Source organism: Cytobacillus sp. Hm23, from assembly GCF_051842895.1.
Taxonomy (GTDB): Bacteria; Bacillota; Bacilli; order Bacillales; family SM2101; genus Nanhaiella.
The window spans coordinates 63,092-79,386 of sequence record NZ_JBPXRQ010000011.1; the positions used below are offsets into that span (position 1 = coordinate 63,092).

Annotated in this window: 13 protein-coding genes; 7 read left to right on the forward strand and 6 right to left on the reverse strand. The window is 33.8% G+C overall.

What is annotated here, in order from left to right; all coding sequences use genetic code 11:
* Positions 1-105 precede the first annotated feature (105 nt).
* The 5 genes from ACSVDA_RS09180 to ACSVDA_RS09200 all read right to left on the reverse strand — a co-directional run bounded on the left by ACSVDA_RS09180 (position 106) and on the right by ACSVDA_RS09200 (position 6,164).
* Positions 106-381 carry a GNAT family N-acetyltransferase gene (locus ACSVDA_RS09180; protein ID WP_485882598.1) on the reverse strand — a complete coding sequence of 92 codons (276 nt, stop codon included), beginning with the start codon at positions 379-381 and terminating at the stop codon, positions 106-108.
* Between the two features lie 59 nt (positions 382-440).
* Positions 441-848, reverse strand: coding sequence for a (4Fe-4S)-binding protein (locus ACSVDA_RS09185; RefSeq protein ID WP_485882599.1), 408 nt, complete (start codon positions 846-848; stop codon positions 441-443).
* A gap of 1,475 nt (positions 849-2,323) precedes the next feature.
* Positions 2,324-3,340, reverse strand: a complete 1,017-nt coding sequence (gene namA, locus ACSVDA_RS09190) for an NADPH dehydrogenase NamA (RefSeq protein WP_485882601.1) — start codon at positions 3,338-3,340, stop codon at positions 2,324-2,326.
* 505 nt (positions 3,341-3,845) lie between these two features.
* Entirely contained in the window at positions 3,846-4,604 is a 759-nt protein-coding gene (locus tag ACSVDA_RS09195) for a glycerophosphodiester phosphodiesterase (protein WP_485882603.1), read from the reverse strand.
* A 486-nt stretch (positions 4,605-5,090) separates the two neighbouring features.
* Complete coding sequence (locus tag ACSVDA_RS09200) at positions 5,091-6,164, reverse strand: S-layer homology domain-containing protein (protein ID WP_485882605.1); 1,074 nt, start codon at positions 6,162-6,164, stop codon at positions 5,091-5,093.
* 658 nt (positions 6,165-6,822) lie between these two features.
* Between ACSVDA_RS09200 and ACSVDA_RS09205 the strand changes: the two genes are divergently transcribed.
* From ACSVDA_RS09205 to ACSVDA_RS09220, 4 genes are all read left to right on the forward strand, one after another.
* Positions 6,823-6,978: a hypothetical protein gene (locus tag ACSVDA_RS09205; protein WP_485882607.1), complete on the forward strand. Its 156-nt coding sequence runs from the start codon at positions 6,823-6,825 to the stop codon at positions 6,976-6,978.
* A gap of 36 nt (positions 6,979-7,014) precedes the next feature.
* Entirely contained in the window at positions 7,015-10,335 is a 3,321-nt protein-coding gene (locus ACSVDA_RS09210) for an efflux RND transporter permease subunit (RefSeq protein WP_485882608.1), read from the forward strand.
* A gap of 190 nt (positions 10,336-10,525) precedes the next feature.
* A complete protein-coding gene (locus tag ACSVDA_RS09215) occupies positions 10,526-11,401 on the forward strand; it encodes a TetR/AcrR family transcriptional regulator (RefSeq protein WP_485882609.1) in 876 nt (291 codons plus the stop codon).
* Between the two features lie 11 nt (positions 11,402-11,412).
* Positions 11,413-12,309 carry a fumarylacetoacetate hydrolase family protein gene (locus ACSVDA_RS09220; protein WP_485882611.1) on the forward strand — a complete coding sequence of 299 codons (897 nt, stop codon included), beginning with the start codon at positions 11,413-11,415 and terminating at the stop codon, positions 12,307-12,309.
* 56 nt (positions 12,310-12,365) lie between these two features.
* Here ACSVDA_RS09220 and ACSVDA_RS09225 read toward each other — a convergent pair whose 3' ends face one another.
* Positions 12,366-14,225 carry a DNA ligase D gene (locus ACSVDA_RS09225; RefSeq protein ID WP_485882613.1) on the reverse strand — a complete coding sequence of 620 codons (1,860 nt, stop codon included), beginning with the start codon at positions 14,223-14,225 and terminating at the stop codon, positions 12,366-12,368.
* 167 nt (positions 14,226-14,392) lie between these two features.
* Here ACSVDA_RS09225 and ACSVDA_RS09230 point away from each other — a divergent pair, with 167 nt between their 5' ends.
* From ACSVDA_RS09230 to ACSVDA_RS09240, 3 genes are all read left to right on the forward strand, one after another.
* Entirely contained in the window at positions 14,393-14,788 is a 396-nt protein-coding gene (locus ACSVDA_RS09230) for a DUF3992 domain-containing protein (protein ID WP_485882614.1), read from the forward strand.
* Positions 14,789-15,178: 390 nt separating this feature from the next.
* A complete protein-coding gene (locus ACSVDA_RS09235; protein WP_485882616.1) occupies positions 15,179-15,568 on the forward strand; it encodes a DUF3992 domain-containing protein in 390 nt (129 codons plus the stop codon).
* Positions 15,569-15,843: 275 nt separating this feature from the next.
* The gene (locus ACSVDA_RS09240) at positions 15,844-16,257 is read left to right on the forward strand and encodes a CotY/CotZ family spore coat protein (RefSeq protein WP_485882617.1); all 414 of its coding nucleotides are present in this window, start codon (positions 15,844-15,846) and stop codon (positions 16,255-16,257) included.
* The last annotated feature ends 38 nt before the right edge of the window (positions 16,258-16,295 follow it).

Genomic DNA, 16,295 nt, shown 5'->3' on the forward strand with positions numbered 1-16,295 from the left:
TAATCATATTTTTACATAAAAAATATATTTAAATATTGTTAGTTAGTAGTTACACATCCTTTGATAAATTATGATGTTTATTTCTATTAATGTAAGTATTAACCACTAGTGTGCAAAAACATCCCTATAATCTGGCTTCTTATTAAATTGGCTTTTAGCAAAAGGACATAAAGGGATAATTTTTTTGTTTTCTTCTCTTGCTAGATTAACTACTTTATCTACTAGTGCTTCTCCAATTCCCTCACCACGTAGTTGGTTTGATACGAAAGTATGGTCAATTATTAAACGCTCCGTACCTGAGTTAACAAAGGTGATCTCTGCAATTATTTGATCTGCATCTTCGATATAAAATCGATTGACTCCTCTTAATATATTTTTCATTATGCCCTCCAATAGGTTTTAAGTTGACCCCATTTAATTAAGTTGTCCAACGTAAGTTTTTAATTTTCATTTACATGGCTGTTATCACAGAATGGACTATTTTTAGAAGAACCACATCCACAAAGAGTTGCTCGTGTACATTTAATTGTAGATTCTTTTTGTTTTATCGAGAGGTTACCTTTTATATAGATAGGTCCAATGGAAGCAGCTTCGATTGTTGTCTCATTAGCTGGTGTTTCTTGTTTACCTCCATTTTTCCTAATATACTCTAAAGCACCACTTGGACACCTTTCGATTACTTCAACTATTTTATCTACAGTTTCGCCATCTGCATTAATCCACGGTCTTTTTTTAAGATTGAAAACTTTGGGTAACCCTCTAACACATTTCGCAGCATGAATACATCTTTCTTTCGAAAATGTAACGTCAATGTATTCCCCGGTATAACGCTTTTTTTCTACACCCATATTTATTTCACTCCTATAGTACAAATTGGTTCGAACTTTAATTAGATACAGTGATTATTGTAAGAATAAATAGAAAATTAATACTTTACGATGACCACTAACCTGAGTTTTAAATGAATTAATATGAAATCTAGCCTTATCCGATTTATAATTCTTTGGCTTCAATTTCATTGAGCATATTATTTTCCCCCTTTAAATATAGTTTTGGTAAGCAATTCAGTATGCAGCGATTCTAAATTGCTTCCACAAAAGAATGGCTATGAAATTATCTCGAATTAATAATATCTTAATTCGAGATAATTATAAGATTAAATTTCCCTCATGTCAACTATACGTATGAACTGATTGTTTAAAAGCAAATATGTATCATGACACAAATATAAGTTAAATTTGTATTATTCAATTCAAATATACTAAATCTTGATTCTTTTTCTTTTTCCGACAGAAGACTCTCACCTCAAGGAATGAGAAGGGCGAAGCCCAATGAGTAGGTGTGAGATAAATGTCGGTTGCGTCAGCCAAAACTATTGGTAGAATATACTTGTACAGATTGCTCTTTGAAAACTGAAGATATGAGGTTGTTGTAGGAATTCGTCTGCAACGTAAAATCTTCAACGCTCCATCGCCCACGCTCGCCGAAGTTGCGAAAACCAAGCTAAAGTAGGGAGCGTGTGAGTATACGTACAAGCTTTGCTTTCAGGGTAGGGACTTACCCGTAGAGCCTGCTAAATAACTTGCGGTTACGCTAGTGTTCGCAGGAATCTCCCACTTCAAGCGAAGCTAAGTGGTGAGTAGTTCAACTAAAATAAAAAAGACCTTACATTCTATTTTGTTAAACGGTGATTTACGATTCGATCGTAAAAAGGTAAATTTTGAATTCTCTATAACTACTAATTTAATTACTTATGAGATAGAAACATTAAAACCAATAGGGAACACACTTTTCTCAGATGTTGATAACAAAATCAAATAGCAATAACCTTATTGGAGAAAAGGATAGTTGAGGAAAGGGTTAGGGAACAGTGGCGGCACAACTATTGTTTTAAGGTTTTAACATACTGGGATTGTATACTATCTTGTTGACAGTTTATAAATATAATAAAAATTCCATTAAAGATTATGAAATAGCATGGTTTGTAAAGGGTGGTTGAAAAAGAGAGCACATTTATTGGGTAGTCGTAAATGGGATATCATTTAAATGAAGGCATTAGGAAATGAGTTCAACAGTTGTGTCATTAAGATAGGACTTTTCAATGATGAAACTAATATAATATCATGAATCTCAATTACTATGAGTGTGTTAATTAAACATGCAAAGATTTAAAAAATCATTAAACGATGAGTGAACTATGGAGAATAGTCCATAGTTCACTCACTAAAGTTAAGATTAATACAGAATTTTTATTAATCTCAATCTCTAAATTAGGATATAGTTATATGGATAAAAATAGTAAATAAAAATGTTATAGGGTAGATTACCATGCACGGCTGTACTGGCCAGGAGCTTCAATTGTTACCCCTAATTCTTGAGCTGCTGTTTTAGGCCAATATGGGTTGCGTAATAATTCACGACCGATGAATATTAAATCTGCGCGGCCATTCTTAATAATTTCTTCAGCTTGCATGCCAGTTGTAATTAAGCCAACTGCACCTGTTTGGATATGAGCGTTTCGTTTAATGGTTTCTGCATAAGGGACTTGATAGCCAGGAAATACATCGAATCTAGTTGGAATTACGGCGCCAGAGCTACAATCAATTAAATCAACGCCTTGTTCTTTCATCATATGAGCAATTTGAACATAATCTTCAATAGAATTTCCTTGATTATCATATTCATTAGCTGAAACTCTTACAAATAATGGTCCAGACCATTCTGATTTGACAGCATCAATTACTTCTTTCAACAAACGATAACGTTTTGCTAAATTTCCACCGTACTCATCGGTTCGTTTATTAGTTAGTGGAGAGAGAAACTCATTTAATAAATAGCCGTGAGCAGAATGGATTTCAATAATATCAAATCCAGCCTCTTTAGCTCGGCGAGCTGCCAAAGCAAATGCGTGAATTACATCATCAATGTCAGCCTTAGTCATTTCAATAGGCACACGACTTTTATGATCAAAAGCAATGGCTGATGGTCCGTAAATAGCCCCTTCAACTTGCGACTTTCTACCTGCATGTGCAAGTTGAATAGCTGCATGTGAGCCATTCTTATGTAATTGATTTGTAAGTTGTTTGAGACCTTCAACATGAGCAGCATCCCAAATACCTAAATCATTTGCAGATATCCTACCTTCTGGCTTCACTGCGGTTGCTTCAATCATGACTAAACCCACTTGTCCAACAGCTCGGCTAGTATAATGAGTAAGATGCCAATTTGTTACTTTCCCATTTTCCTCAAAACATGAATACATACACATTGGAGACATTACAATTCTATTTTTTAAAGTAACGTCTTTTATTTTGTGTGGAGAAAATAGAGCTGACTCCATCCTACACGCCTCCTAACCTAATTAATTAAATATAGTATATCATTTCATATATTAAATAACACGAAAGATGATTGTAAGACTCTTTTCGTAAATTTTGTTGCTATTGTTCCCAAATTAGAACCATTAAAAGTGGTTTTATGTGTTAGTCATCGTTGTATAGAAGAAAAGATGCCATGAACAATAGTTTTGAACGTGTTGATTCCTTAATAGGAAAAATAATAATCAATGCAAAAACAGACCTTACATTAGGATATTGGTTTTCTTTCCAAATACTTTGTTGTTATTGTACTAGCAATGATAGCATAATGAGTTTTAAGAGAACTCAATAATCAAAACAGTAGATAGAGGTATATGTGCTTATATCTTAGAACGACAAGTAACACTTTACGAACATATATAATAAGAAGGCACAATCTCTAAGTGCCTATATGGCTATTACGTTTTCTGAAAAATGATAATCAATGCGACTCCAGTCTGGATATTAGTAGTAAACATAAAAAAACCATTAAAAAAGAAATCTCTTTTTAATGGAGGAGGACATCTTTTTTCTAATTTTAACAGCTGTATTAGGAACATCAGTAATGATTCCATCAACTTTCCATTTGTAATACAAACGAATAGATAATGGTCTATTGACTGTATAAGTTCTAAGGGTCACATTTTCTTTACGACATTCGTCAACAAATTGCTTGCTTAAGAGGTTATGCTTGACATGAATACTCCTTGTGCCAGCATTTTTTGCACTTTCCCATGCTTTTTGTAATCTAGAGGACACTAAAAATGCTGTATCTAGCTGAGGATCAATTTTCATAACATTTTTAATACTATGATGATTAAATGAAGAAATGACTGTTCGGTCATCTACTTTGTATGCCTTTAACATGTCACAAACGATTTGTTCAATGCCTTTATATTCGATGAGGGAATTTTTCAATTCCAGATTTAATAACATTTTTGTAGTTGAAAACCAGCTTAGAAAGTGATCTAAAGTTGGAATTTTTTCACCCATATGCAAAGGCGTAAACCAGCTCCCCGCATCTAATTCTTCCAATTCTTTTGCAGTGTAGTCTTTTACGTAACCTACGCCGTTTGTCGTCCTGTTTAATGTTTCATCGTGAATAATCACAGGGATATTATCTTTTGATAATTGAACATCAAGTTCAATCCCATCTGCACCAAGCTCTTCTGCAGTTAAGAATGCAGTCATCGTGTTTTCAGGAGCTAATTTACTTGCTCCGCGATGGGCGTATACGAGAGTAGACATAAACCTCCCACCTTTTTTTACAATATTATACGCATGTAAGAAATAGAAAGTGAGTAAAGTAAAGGTTCTTTTTTTCGTAAACTATGTTGCTTTTTTCACTTTCATTAGAGTGATTGATTTATAAATGATATGATTTTTATTGTTTTTAGAGAAGGAAAGGTGCACCGAACGTTTAGTTACATTCGTATTTAGCTCTTATTACGGAAAGCAACTATTAATAAGAAAACATCTAATATAATCGATTTAATTAATATTACTGAGAGAAGTGATCTGATAATTATCTTACCACAATTCTTCTTATTTTCTCCAAAACTTACAACGACAAAATAATTATATTTTGTAAATGTAAAAAATATTAGTGGCTAAAGAAATGATGAGGAATATACAATTGAGGTATTTGAAAAAGGTTGTTATCCTACTTGAGCACATCACTAATACAAAAGCAGGATAACTCTCTGTATTTAGCTGAATAATGTCTTATTTATCTTACTCAGCACTTGGGGAAAAAGCGTAGATTTTCCATGTTTCTTCTTGAATATCTTTTTTCAAGTAGTACATACCTTCAGCATTTTTAGTGGATGTTACATCCAAATCCAAATCGCTGTTTTTAATCTTGATTTCATAGTTCAAATCCTTGATTTGTACTGTAACGTATCTATCAGTTGATGTTGTTACCGATAAAGAAAAATTGTTGTCCGCACTAATTGTAAATTCGTCAACTTCTTCTTTCATTTGTTTAACAAGTGATTTATAGCTCTCTACAGCTGCTATTCCTTGAGCTTGGTAATAGCCGAGAGAGTCATTTATATATAATTGCTCTAATTCATCAAATGATTGGTTTGTCGATAATTCATTCTCATTTTCTATATATGATCTTAGTAACGAGGTAATTTCATCATTAGTCGGTACGTTTGCTAGCTCTTGATTTAATGCTCTATAGATCATTACTACTGCTTGAGCTCTTGTTGCATGATCCCTAGGTTTGAAAGTTTCATCATCGTACCCTTTAACAATTCCTTGTGCACTTGCTTTTTCTATGACATCATACGCCCAGTATGAATTTGTAACGTCCGGGAACGATTGTTCGTTGCTTTGTTCAAAAGATATTGTACTTTCAAATGCACGTACGATCATAGCTGTTAGTTGGTCTCTCGTAATTTTTTCATACGGTGCAAATCTGCCATCTTCCTTCCCATTAACAATGCCAAGGTTACTTGCAACATTTACATATTCATAAAACCAATCGTCAGATGTGACATCAGTAAATGTTTTACCCTGAAGGTTAGTTTGTAGGCCCATTGCATTAACGAGTATTTTTACAAATTGTGAACGGGTAACATTGTCATTAGGTCTTATTTCCATATCATCTTGGTTATTTAAATAACCGTTAATAATATCGGCTTGAATAAAATGATTTATTTCAGTGTATGCCCAATAATCTTCCTCCAAATCAGTTGGAAGATAAGCAGAAACAGGTTTGTCTTGAGCAAAAACAGTCTGCATAGGAAGACTAAACAGGACAAGTACAAAAGCTAAGAAGATTTTAGTATATTGAAACATTGTTTTCTCCTTTCTGAACAAATGTTGTTACATATAAATTTTATCTTGGTAGAGAATGTAAATCATTATTAAAATAATGGAAAAACAAGAGTGATAAGGAGTCAAGTGTTAAATGTTGACTCCCTTTTAGTAAACTTCACTAATATTACGTTTGTAAAAATTTAAATCAACTGTTATCGTGTTATAGAAGAAAAGCTACGAGGATTACTAGTTTTATACGGATTCTCTTTAAATTAGTGACTGTTCTCACATTGATTGTTATTCTTCGTTAAGAAGTAAACACCTACATGTGGCATCTCTTTCACTTGTAAAACGTATACAAGCTGTTAAAAACTATTTCTAGCATATTTACTTTGATGACAATGGCAACAAAGTTTACATAAATACCATAATTAATATAACAACAATCAATTACGAAATTATCCAGTGCTTAATATTTGAACCGACCAGTCATTTGTTGTATGATATAATCATGACTTATTAGTCATATTGTAAAGTAAAAAAGGATGAATATGAATTGTTTGTGAGCTAGTACATAAATTAATTTTGTGTTTTGGGAAGTTATATACGTGTGACTTTCCCCTTGTATGCAAGCTTTCGCTCGTGTTTGTGATGAAATGCACGTAATGGAGGTAAAAATTGAAGGGAGCGATGACTGATGGGTCAATTTAAAGATCGGTCCGAAAAATTAATTGCAGAGTTGATTAAACAAGGAGTGAAGATAGAGCTATCAAAACCGAGAGCGGATATATCTTCACTTAAGACATTCAATGAAATGACTAGTAAACAGTCGACAATTATTCATGATTGCTAAACAATAATAGATGAAAGTATCGGAAGGGGAGCAAAAATGAAAATAAGTGATTTTTCCATTAGGAGGCCTGTATTTACACTAGTATCTATGTTACTAGTTATTATATTAGGCTTTGTTTCACTGTTAAATATTCCACTAAAATTAATACCTGATATTAAACCGCCAATCGCTGTTGTAGTTGCATCATATCCTGGTGCGAATCCAGCAGAGGTGGTTGAAAAAGTAACGAAACCACTTGAAACTAATCTTTCGACGCTGCCTGGGCTAAAGACGTTAACTTCAACATCACAGGAGAGTGCAAGTTTAACGTTAATGGAATTTTCATGGACGACTTCTATTGAGGATATTGAAAATGAAGTCCGCAGTAGAATTGATCAGACACAACTTCCTGACGATGCAGGAAAACCAAGCTTTATGAAGTTTGATCCATCACAGTTTCCAATTATCCAAATGTCTGTAACAGCAAATTCTAATGATAAAGAAGAATTGCAAAGTTTAGCAGATGGACTATCTCAGGAATTAACAAAGATTGAAGGAATTGCAAGTGTTAATTTATCTGGGAATACGATAGACGAAATTAAAGTTGAGCTTGACCAAGATTTACTCCAACAATATTCATTAACTCAAAATGATATTGTTGATTTTATGAAAGCACAAAATATTTCATTGCCTGGAGATACGATATTAACTGATGGGAAGGAGCTAACTACTAGGGTTATAAGCTCGATCACATCAGTGGATATGCTGAAGGACATAGCAATTTCAGTAGATCCAGCTACTGGTGAAAAAGTTACTCTTGGTGATATAAGCGAAGTGAAAGTTGCTCCACAAAACGAAGATACAATCACACGTGCAAATCAGGAGCCTGCTTTACTTGTTAGTGTACTACAACAATCCGACGCAAACACTGCATCCGTTTCAGCTGCGTTTAAGGAAAAACTTGATGACATACTTGGTAAAGAGAAATACGAGGACGTAGAAGCCCAAATTTTATTTGACCAAGGTGATTTTATACAAGTAGCGATTGATAATATATCTACTACGCTTATACTAGGTGGACTATTTGCGATGGTCGTATTATTCTTCTTCCTTCGCAGTGTGAAAAGCCCGTTTATTATTGGTGTTGCAATACCGTATTCAGTTATATTAACTTTTGTACTCATGTATTTCTCAGATTTTTCATTAAATATCATGACACTAGGTGGACTTGCACTAGGAATTGGGATGTTAGTAGATAACTCGATAGTTGTTATTGAAAACATATACAGGCATTTATCAATGGGTAAAGACTCAAAAGAAGCAGCCTCTCATGGTGTGAAGGAAGTAGCTGGTGCCATTACAGCTTCAACATTCACAACTATTGCGGTGTTTGTTCCAGTTGTCTTTATTACAGGGATTATCGGTGAATTGTTTACTGAATTTGCAATGACTATTGCATTTAGTTTGTTTGCATCATTGGTCGTAGCATTAACAGTAGTTCCGATGCTTGCAAGCCGAATGTTAAAAGCACCAAAAGAAAATAAAGAGAAAGTACGTAGAGAGTCTCCTTTTATGAAAGGTCTTGATCGTGCAATTAAGTGGGCTCTTCGTCGTAGAGCTGTTGTAATAATTACTGCTTTCGTATTCTTAGGATCAGGACTCTATGGTATTACAACTGTAGGGATGGAATTTTTACCAAAAACTGATGAAGGCTTCTTTTCTATATCGGTTGAGTTGGAAAATGGAACAGCGCTAACTGAAACAGACAAAGTAGTTGAACAAATTGAAAATGTGTTAGCAGATGAAGACGATGTTGATGTATATGTCAGCTTGCTTGGCTCTACTCAAGAAAATTCATTTAGAGGGACTAGTCAAGGGAATATAGCAGAAATCTCTGTTAAAATGAAGGACTTTGATAATAGAGAGCGATCTACATTCCAATTTGTTGATGATGTGAAACGTGAGATTGAAAAAGAAGCTGAAAGAGTAAACCCAACGGCAGAAGTTTCATTCAATTTACAATCAACTACTGGTTCTGCGCCAAATACACTTTCTTTTAGTGTGAAAGATACTAATAAGCAGCGACTAGAAGATGCAGTAACAAAAATTAATGATGAGCTTCTTACAATAGATGATGTAACAGAGCTTACAACTGATTTAAGTGATACTGTGGAAGAAGTACAAATGACAGTTGATCGTGAAAAAGCATTTGCTAATGGCTTAGCACCAGCTCAAATTGCTATGGCTGTTAACAATGTGACACGTGGAGTTAATGCAATTAGAATTACCGATGAAAATAATGAAATATTTAACGTACACGTTAGCTATGATAAAGACATTACATCTAACCTAGATCAATTAAAAACATTGTTAGTGAAGAAGCCTGATGGTTCATATATTCCTGTTGAAGATGTTGCTGATATAACAATTGGTGAAGGTCCTGTCAACATACAGAGAATTAATGAGCAAAATGCAGTACAATTTACTTTGAAATATTCAAATTCAACCAATTTGAGCACAATCTCTAGCGAAGTAGATGAAAAGATAGCTGATTTAGATTTAAATGATGAAACTGAGATTACGTTCGGTGGAGATCGAGACCTACTAGAGTCTTCAATCGATGATATGGTATTTGCGTTTATTCTAGCGATTGTTTTTGTTTATTTAGTCATGGCAGCTCAATTTGAATCATTAAAATACCCGTTTGTAATTATGTTTACCGTTCCATTAATGGTCATTGGGGTATCCATTGGCTTAACAGTTACTAGAGTTCCTGTAAGTTTAATGGCAATTATTGGTTTAATTGTATTAGCTGGTATTGTTGTAAATAATGCGATTGTGTTAATCGATTACATTAATCAGAAGAAGAGTGATGGCTATAAAACGTATGATGCAATCGTAGAGGCGGTTAAGGTTAGGACGCGCCCAATATTAATGACTGCCACAACGACTATACTAGGTTTATTCCCGTTAGCACTCGGGCTTGGTGAAGGTACGGAAATGAATCAGCCGATGGGTATTACAGTTATTGGTGGATTAATAAGTAGTACATTCCTAACATTATTCGTCATTCCTGTTGTGTATAGCTTCTTTGATAAAGAGACGAGACGACTGAACAAAAAATACGCTACACCTGACGGTCATCTCATTCCGGCATATTTATTAGATGAAATTCACGAAAAACCAGAAATCAAAGAACAAGCTGAACAATTGCCACCAGTAGATGAGACAATTTATAGCGAGGATAATTTACCAGTAGTTGAACAAAAGGAACACAAAAACGAAGACATGGTATCTATGCTCGAAAATATATTAAAGATAGTAAAGGATCAAGAAGAGAAAAAGAATGATAACATTGAAGACGATAAAGAGAAGTAGAAATCTTCAACAAGATACAATGAACTATGTAAAATAGGTGGAGTCGGCTTTCTCCACCTAAACTCAATCAACCTAAATAATGTAAGAGGGTTTTCTTTCTTTTAACTATAAATTGTAATTGTAAGAAATTATGCTGTCCTTCTATAAAAGGGACAGCCCCTCTCATTTAAAGGATATAGGAAGTGATTGGATGAAAGATAAAAAAATATTCATCCTAGAAACTGCGATGAAATTGTTTGCGCAAAATGGATACCATAACACCTCCATGCAGGAAATTGCCCATGAAAGTGGCGTGGCGAAAGGATCATTATATAATTATTTCTCATCTAAAGAAGAACTGTTTTTGTCAATTTTCAAGCATTTTTATGAGCATTTTACAAAACAAATGTCTGAGCAAATCAACGATGAAATCATATCTGAAAGAGATCGTTTTATTATTCAAATCCATCGCCAACTAAAAGAATTTACAAAGTATCGAGACTTTTTACAAATGCATATGAGAGAGAAAGCCTTTCCAGAGAGGGGCAAAATAAAAACTTATTTATTTCAAATGCGAATCGAAATGTATCGTTGGTACAAAAGTCGCATTCTTGCTATTTATGGAGATGATATTCGCCCATTTGCTTTCGATTTAACTGCAATGTTCAGCGGGATGCTCGTAGAATATTTATCCTTTCTCATATTTGACTATCAAAAGCTTGATTTAGAGAAACTAGCTGGATACTTAGTAGATCGATTGGATGACCTTGTAAAAAGTGTTGCAAATAAGCAAGAGGTTATTATTAATGAGGATTCAATACGTCAATACTTTAGTCACCTTACGAATGATAAATATCAAGAAATCGTCCATATGATTTTGCAAATGAAGGAAATAATTATTGAAGCAAATTTATCAAATGATGATGAGAAGCACTCGTTAGAGACGTTAGAAGTTTTACTAACGCAGTTTCAAAACAATGATGAATCTCCGCGAGTAGGAGTAGTACAAGGGTTATTGCTTTTTTTAGAAAAACTACAGATAGATGACTTAATGAAGTATATTACATCTATTCGCAGTATGATATAGGAGGGGACAGTATGCGCTTTGTGACGGCAAAAAAGGATGACCGCTTATTTGTAGGTACTGTTAATAAAGAAATGACAGAAGTGCTAGATTTAAACGCCGCTGAACAGGAAGTTTTTGCTGATAATTTACTTCCAGCATCTTTGCTACAGTGTATCCAACTTGGTTATAAGTTTGAAGAACGTGTTCAACAGATAGAAAAGTGGGCTAAGCAGAACAACAATGTTTACACTTTAAATGATGTAGAGTTGTTAGCACCTATCCCTCGACCATCGAAGAATATATTTTGTGTCGGCAAAAACTATGCTGACCATGCGATAGAAATGGGAAGTGTAGCGGATATTCCAACCGATGTAATGATGTTTTCTAAAACTCCAACGACTGTCATTGGTACTAATGATATCGTATTAAACCATCGACGTATAACTAACCAGCTCGATTATGAAGGGGAGCTTGCAGTCGTTATCGGTAAGAAGGGGAAGTGCATCTCAGAAGATGAGGCATTAGATTACGTATTTGGATATACTATAGTAAATGATATTACTGCGAGAGATTTGCAAGCACGGCATAAGCAGTTTTTACTAGGAAAAAGCTTGGACACTTCATGTCCTATGGGACCAGTAATTGTTCATAAATCGCTTGTCAAACAGCCGAATCAATTAAACATTGAGACGAGAGTAAATGATGAGATACGTCAGAGTGCAAATACAAAACAATTTATTTTTTCTATTGAAAAGATTATTTCAGTACTATCTCAAGGTACAACGTTAGAGCCAGGAGATATTATTGCGACAGGAACACCAGCAGGTGTCGGCAAAGGCTTTACCCCTCCTAAGTTTTTACAACCTGGTGATGTTGTAGAAGTTACTGTAGAAGGAATAGGTACTTTATCCAACTCCATAGAAAAATAGATTATGTTATATAAATTATCATGTGGTTTGCTGAAAGAGATTTGGGTTAGCAACATCTACAATAAACTTTTACTAGACCCTAAAAATTTCAATATTTGTTCAAAAGGCTGTTTATTTTCTACTTGATAAAAAGTATGAAATGGACAGCCTTTCGTTGTTACTCTTTCTATGATGGATTCAATTGGAAAATGCTCAATTTTTAATTGATGATTTACCTCATGCCAAAAAAGAGGACTTGCCACATATGCACCTTCATTTCCTCTTACCGAATATGGTGCAATTATTGTTTTACCTTCAGCGTGCTGAACATAGTCGATATATAAGCGATTTTCCCGCTTTTTTTTCAATCGCTCTACCGTAAATTTCTGTGGGTCATTTTCTATTAAAAAATTAGCAATAAATCGAGTAAATAGCCGTGTATCATGATAAGAAAAAGTGTTAGTTGGTAATGGGATATATACTTGTAATCCTTTATTACCTGATGTTTTCACAAACGATTGTAGCTGTAATTGATCAAATATTTTCTTCATCAATAGTGCTGCTTGAACAGCCAGTTTAAAATATTGCCTAGAGGGGGGGTCAAGGTCAAAAACAATTTCATTTGGGCCCGTTGACTTAATGTCTTTAAAAGGAACGTGAAATTCAATTGCAAGTTGATTTCCAAGCCATGCTAACGTTTCAGCATTGTTACATAAGATGTAAGTAATATCTTCATGTTTAAAAGTTTGAACAAAATCAGGAGCGTATGCTGGACAGTTTTTTTGATAAAACTTTTCACCATACATCCCGTGTGGGTAACGGATTGTAGTTAATAATCGATTTTGTAAAAAAGGAAGCATGTAGCTGGAAATGCTGTTTAAATAATCGAGATAATCGTGTTTAGTAATAAATCTGTCTTTCCATAATCTTTTTCCTGGGTTTGTTACTTGAACAACAGTAGTAGATTCAGGCTGGTTTAGCTGTTGTACAACGTGAAGCTTTTCCCATGTGCATTCATTTACATTTAAATCCGTTAAAAAACTTGAAAATATTGGTTGTCTTAAAGTGCCATTATAAATTTCAAGATATTTTAGCTCTACACATATACTAGGCTGGATGTAAATAAATTGAGCTGTTTCAGCTTGTTTGTTGTCTTGAATTACTTGAGAAAGTGTAGCTCTTTCAGCAGGACTCAAGCCGTGCAAAAATAAACCTATTTCGTAAATGCTACCCTCACGAAAGAGACCTACGTGAAAGTAGCCATTTGATTTTTCATATTTTGTCACAAAAAACTGACCTATTTTCCAGTTTTTCAACTTTATCCAACGCGTCGTTCGTTTCCCAGCTTCCCATTTACTATGTATTTGCTTCGCAATAAGCCCTTCACCGTTATGTAACTGCACTTCATTCCATAAGGAATCAAAATGACAAGATTCACTAATAAGTTGAATAAGATTCTCCCTATCCATTGTGACAGTAGTAGGGAGAGCAAGCTGTGAAAATAAGTGATGTAATTGTTCCTTGCGTTTAGCATAAGGTAGATGTGTCGTCATATTACCGCTATATTGTAGCAAATCAAATACTAAAAAATGGGCTGGGGCCTGGATAAGGCTGTGTTTAATTCTTTCTTGATCTTTTAAGCGGCCCCTAAATTGAATTTTAGAGAAATTAGCTTTTATTGTTGAATCCAATATACATATTTCACCATCTAAGATGATAGGAAGAATTGATTCAATCTTCTCCAGCCTCATGCTCTCAACAGATGCTTTTATTTCAGGGAACTGGTTTATTAAATTATTCCCATTACGACTCATTAACTTACATTCATTATGATCAATAAACAATAGCCCTCGAAAACCATCGTATTTGACTTCATAAGTCCATTCTTCTCCTTTTGGAGGGGTAAATGACAATGTTGGAAGCATAGGTCTCATCATGCTTTTTCCCCATCCTTTCATTTTACATTTAAATTTAGAATACCTATTTGAGCCGAAGAAAATACTTTACTGATTATAACTATATTTTTCTTGAACCGATTGAATAAAAGATTCATACAATAGCCTAGATAATAATTCCTTATTGCCTACAGAGAGGTGGAAATAAAGTGATACAGACACATAATAAATGTAGTTGTAATGTTCCAAAAACACTTCAACCGAAGAAAGAATGTATTATTCAGGATGAGACATGTGGTAATTTTACTTTGAGTTGTGGATGTAAAGATGATATATGGACTTCCCCTTCTTTTCCTGTTGGAGGTACAGTTACAGTGTTTTATGACAAGGGCTGTGCAGATATATTAACAGTAAATATATATTTAAATTTAAATATTGTAGGTACATTAACAATTCCTAATGCATATCAAGGAAATAACGGAAATACACGTTCAATTACTTTAAAGTCTTTTAATCGAATTGAAATATGCTGTCATGGTCAAACAGATCAATCCAAGAGTTGTACAGGTAAATTTTGTATAAGTATTAATTACCCATGTATGTAATGAAAAGGTATGTAACACTTGATGAAGAAAAATAATTTAAATTGGAAATAGTATTGAAACAAAGTTGTTTTTTATTCATGTGTAACAAATGAATGAACAAGTTAATGATCTTTTTTAGTTATTATATTTTTCTGCAACTATCTCTCCTTTTATTATTAATAATACAAAAAATAAGAAATTTTCTAAAGGAATTATAATTACAAAAAATCACAGTTATAGAAGTACTAAGGCACATTTATATAAATAAATTGGACAACCTCTCTGGTGATTATGTAAGGGCAGTATTTAATAATTAAGTCATTTTGAAATTTTTATACAAACTTAGTGATTCCGTTTATACAAGCTGCTATGTTAGTACATAAATTATTAGCAAAGAAGGGAGGGGAAAAAATGTCTAATTGTTGTTGTCCTGATAGAGGGGATGAATTTTTTAAAGATGAATTATGCGGAAACTATACGATAGAATGTGGCGAAAGTGAAATAATTTGGACTACTGAAAATGAAGCAATGGAAACTTTTCCAGTCACTGGTTCGGTAACAGTATTTTTAGATAGAGGCTGTGGAGATTTAACAGTTGAATTGTTACTAGGTGGCGAAGGCGGTTCGGTGGTTAAAATGTTTGATATAAGTCCAGTTTTAATGGGTAGTGGTAATAATGGAAACAGTATGTCCACTACACAAATAGGCTTCGATACGGTTCGTTTGACTTGTTCGACTGGGATGGGTGCTGCATGTCGTGGGAAATATTGCTTATGTATTAACTATGAAGCAGTAGTTTAGTTTTATAATGGGAAATTCTATTCAATCGGTTTTTTAGTATAAGCATAAGCAGTTTTTTTGTCACATGCAAAGGTCTAAATCCACAAATTCAATAATGTTAATTTAACTCAATACTAATGATTGTTATTATTATAAATGGTTTGTGGATTTAGTCTCTTTGTAATTTACATGTTCGTTCAACAAACTTCGAAATTAAGAAAACAATCAATTATTTCAATGCATGTGTAGGTCATATACATACCGTAGTTGATATGATGTTTTGGGGAGGTGAGAATATGCCATGCTGTTGTCCAAATGGCGGAGATAGTAATGGTGGAAACATTCGTAATTGTGTTTGCACGGTTTTAGAAGAAAATATAAATCAAGATGTAATTATAACAACTAATAATAATACTCTATTGTATGCATTTGGAAACATAAGAGAGTCTAGTACTGGACAAGGGAACTGTTTTCTTACTGTATACTTTAGGGTTAGTGAGGTAGATATAGAAACAGGATGTGTAATTTTACAATTGCTGCAACCAGAAGGAAATCGAGAAATTATGCCAGGAAATGAATGTTGTATTAGATTAGATCAAATTTGTCAAAATGATGAACTTGTATTAAATCCTATTGACGACACGGTCGTTGTAGATTGTAGCTGTCTATGTTCAGTTCAAATTATACCTCCATTGCCCCCAGTGCAATGAGATCAAAAGTATAGGAGTATTACAAAGTTCAATCAATA

What these genes read in the sequence shown, in the direction of transcription:
- ACSVDA_RS09180 (WP_485882598.1), bottom strand. Translation starts at nt 381, where the DNA reads ATGAAAAATATATTAAGAGGAGTCAATCGATTTTATATCGAAGATGCA.
- ACSVDA_RS09185 (WP_485882599.1), bottom strand. Translation starts at nt 848, where the DNA reads ATGGGTGTAGAAAAAAAGCGTTATACCGGGGAATACATTGACGTTACA.
- namA (WP_485882601.1), bottom strand. Translation starts at nt 3,340, where the DNA reads ATGGAGTCAGCTCTATTTTCTCCACACAAAATAAAAGACGTTACTTTA.
- ACSVDA_RS09195 (WP_485882603.1), bottom strand. Translation starts at nt 4,604, where the DNA reads ATGTCTACTCTCGTATACGCCCATCGCGGAGCAAGTAAATTAGCTCCT.
- ACSVDA_RS09200 (WP_485882605.1), bottom strand. Translation starts at nt 6,164, where the DNA reads ATGTTTCAATATACTAAAATCTTCTTAGCTTTTGTACTTGTCCTGTTT.
- ACSVDA_RS09205 (WP_485882607.1), top strand. Translation starts at nt 6,823, where the DNA reads ATGGGTCAATTTAAAGATCGGTCCGAAAAATTAATTGCAGAGTTGATT.
- ACSVDA_RS09210 (WP_485882608.1), top strand. Translation starts at nt 7,015, where the DNA reads ATGAAAATAAGTGATTTTTCCATTAGGAGGCCTGTATTTACACTAGTA.
- ACSVDA_RS09215 (WP_485882609.1), top strand. Translation starts at nt 10,526, where the DNA reads ATGAAAGATAAAAAAATATTCATCCTAGAAACTGCGATGAAATTGTTT.
- ACSVDA_RS09220 (WP_485882611.1), top strand. Translation starts at nt 11,413, where the DNA reads ATGCGCTTTGTGACGGCAAAAAAGGATGACCGCTTATTTGTAGGTACT.
- ACSVDA_RS09225 (WP_485882613.1), bottom strand. Translation starts at nt 14,225, where the DNA reads ATGATGAGACCTATGCTTCCAACATTGTCATTTACCCCTCCAAAAGGA.
- ACSVDA_RS09235 (WP_485882616.1), top strand. Translation starts at nt 15,179, where the DNA reads ATGTCTAATTGTTGTTGTCCTGATAGAGGGGATGAATTTTTTAAAGAT.
- ACSVDA_RS09240 (WP_485882617.1), top strand. Translation starts at nt 15,844, where the DNA reads ATGCCATGCTGTTGTCCAAATGGCGGAGATAGTAATGGTGGAAACATT.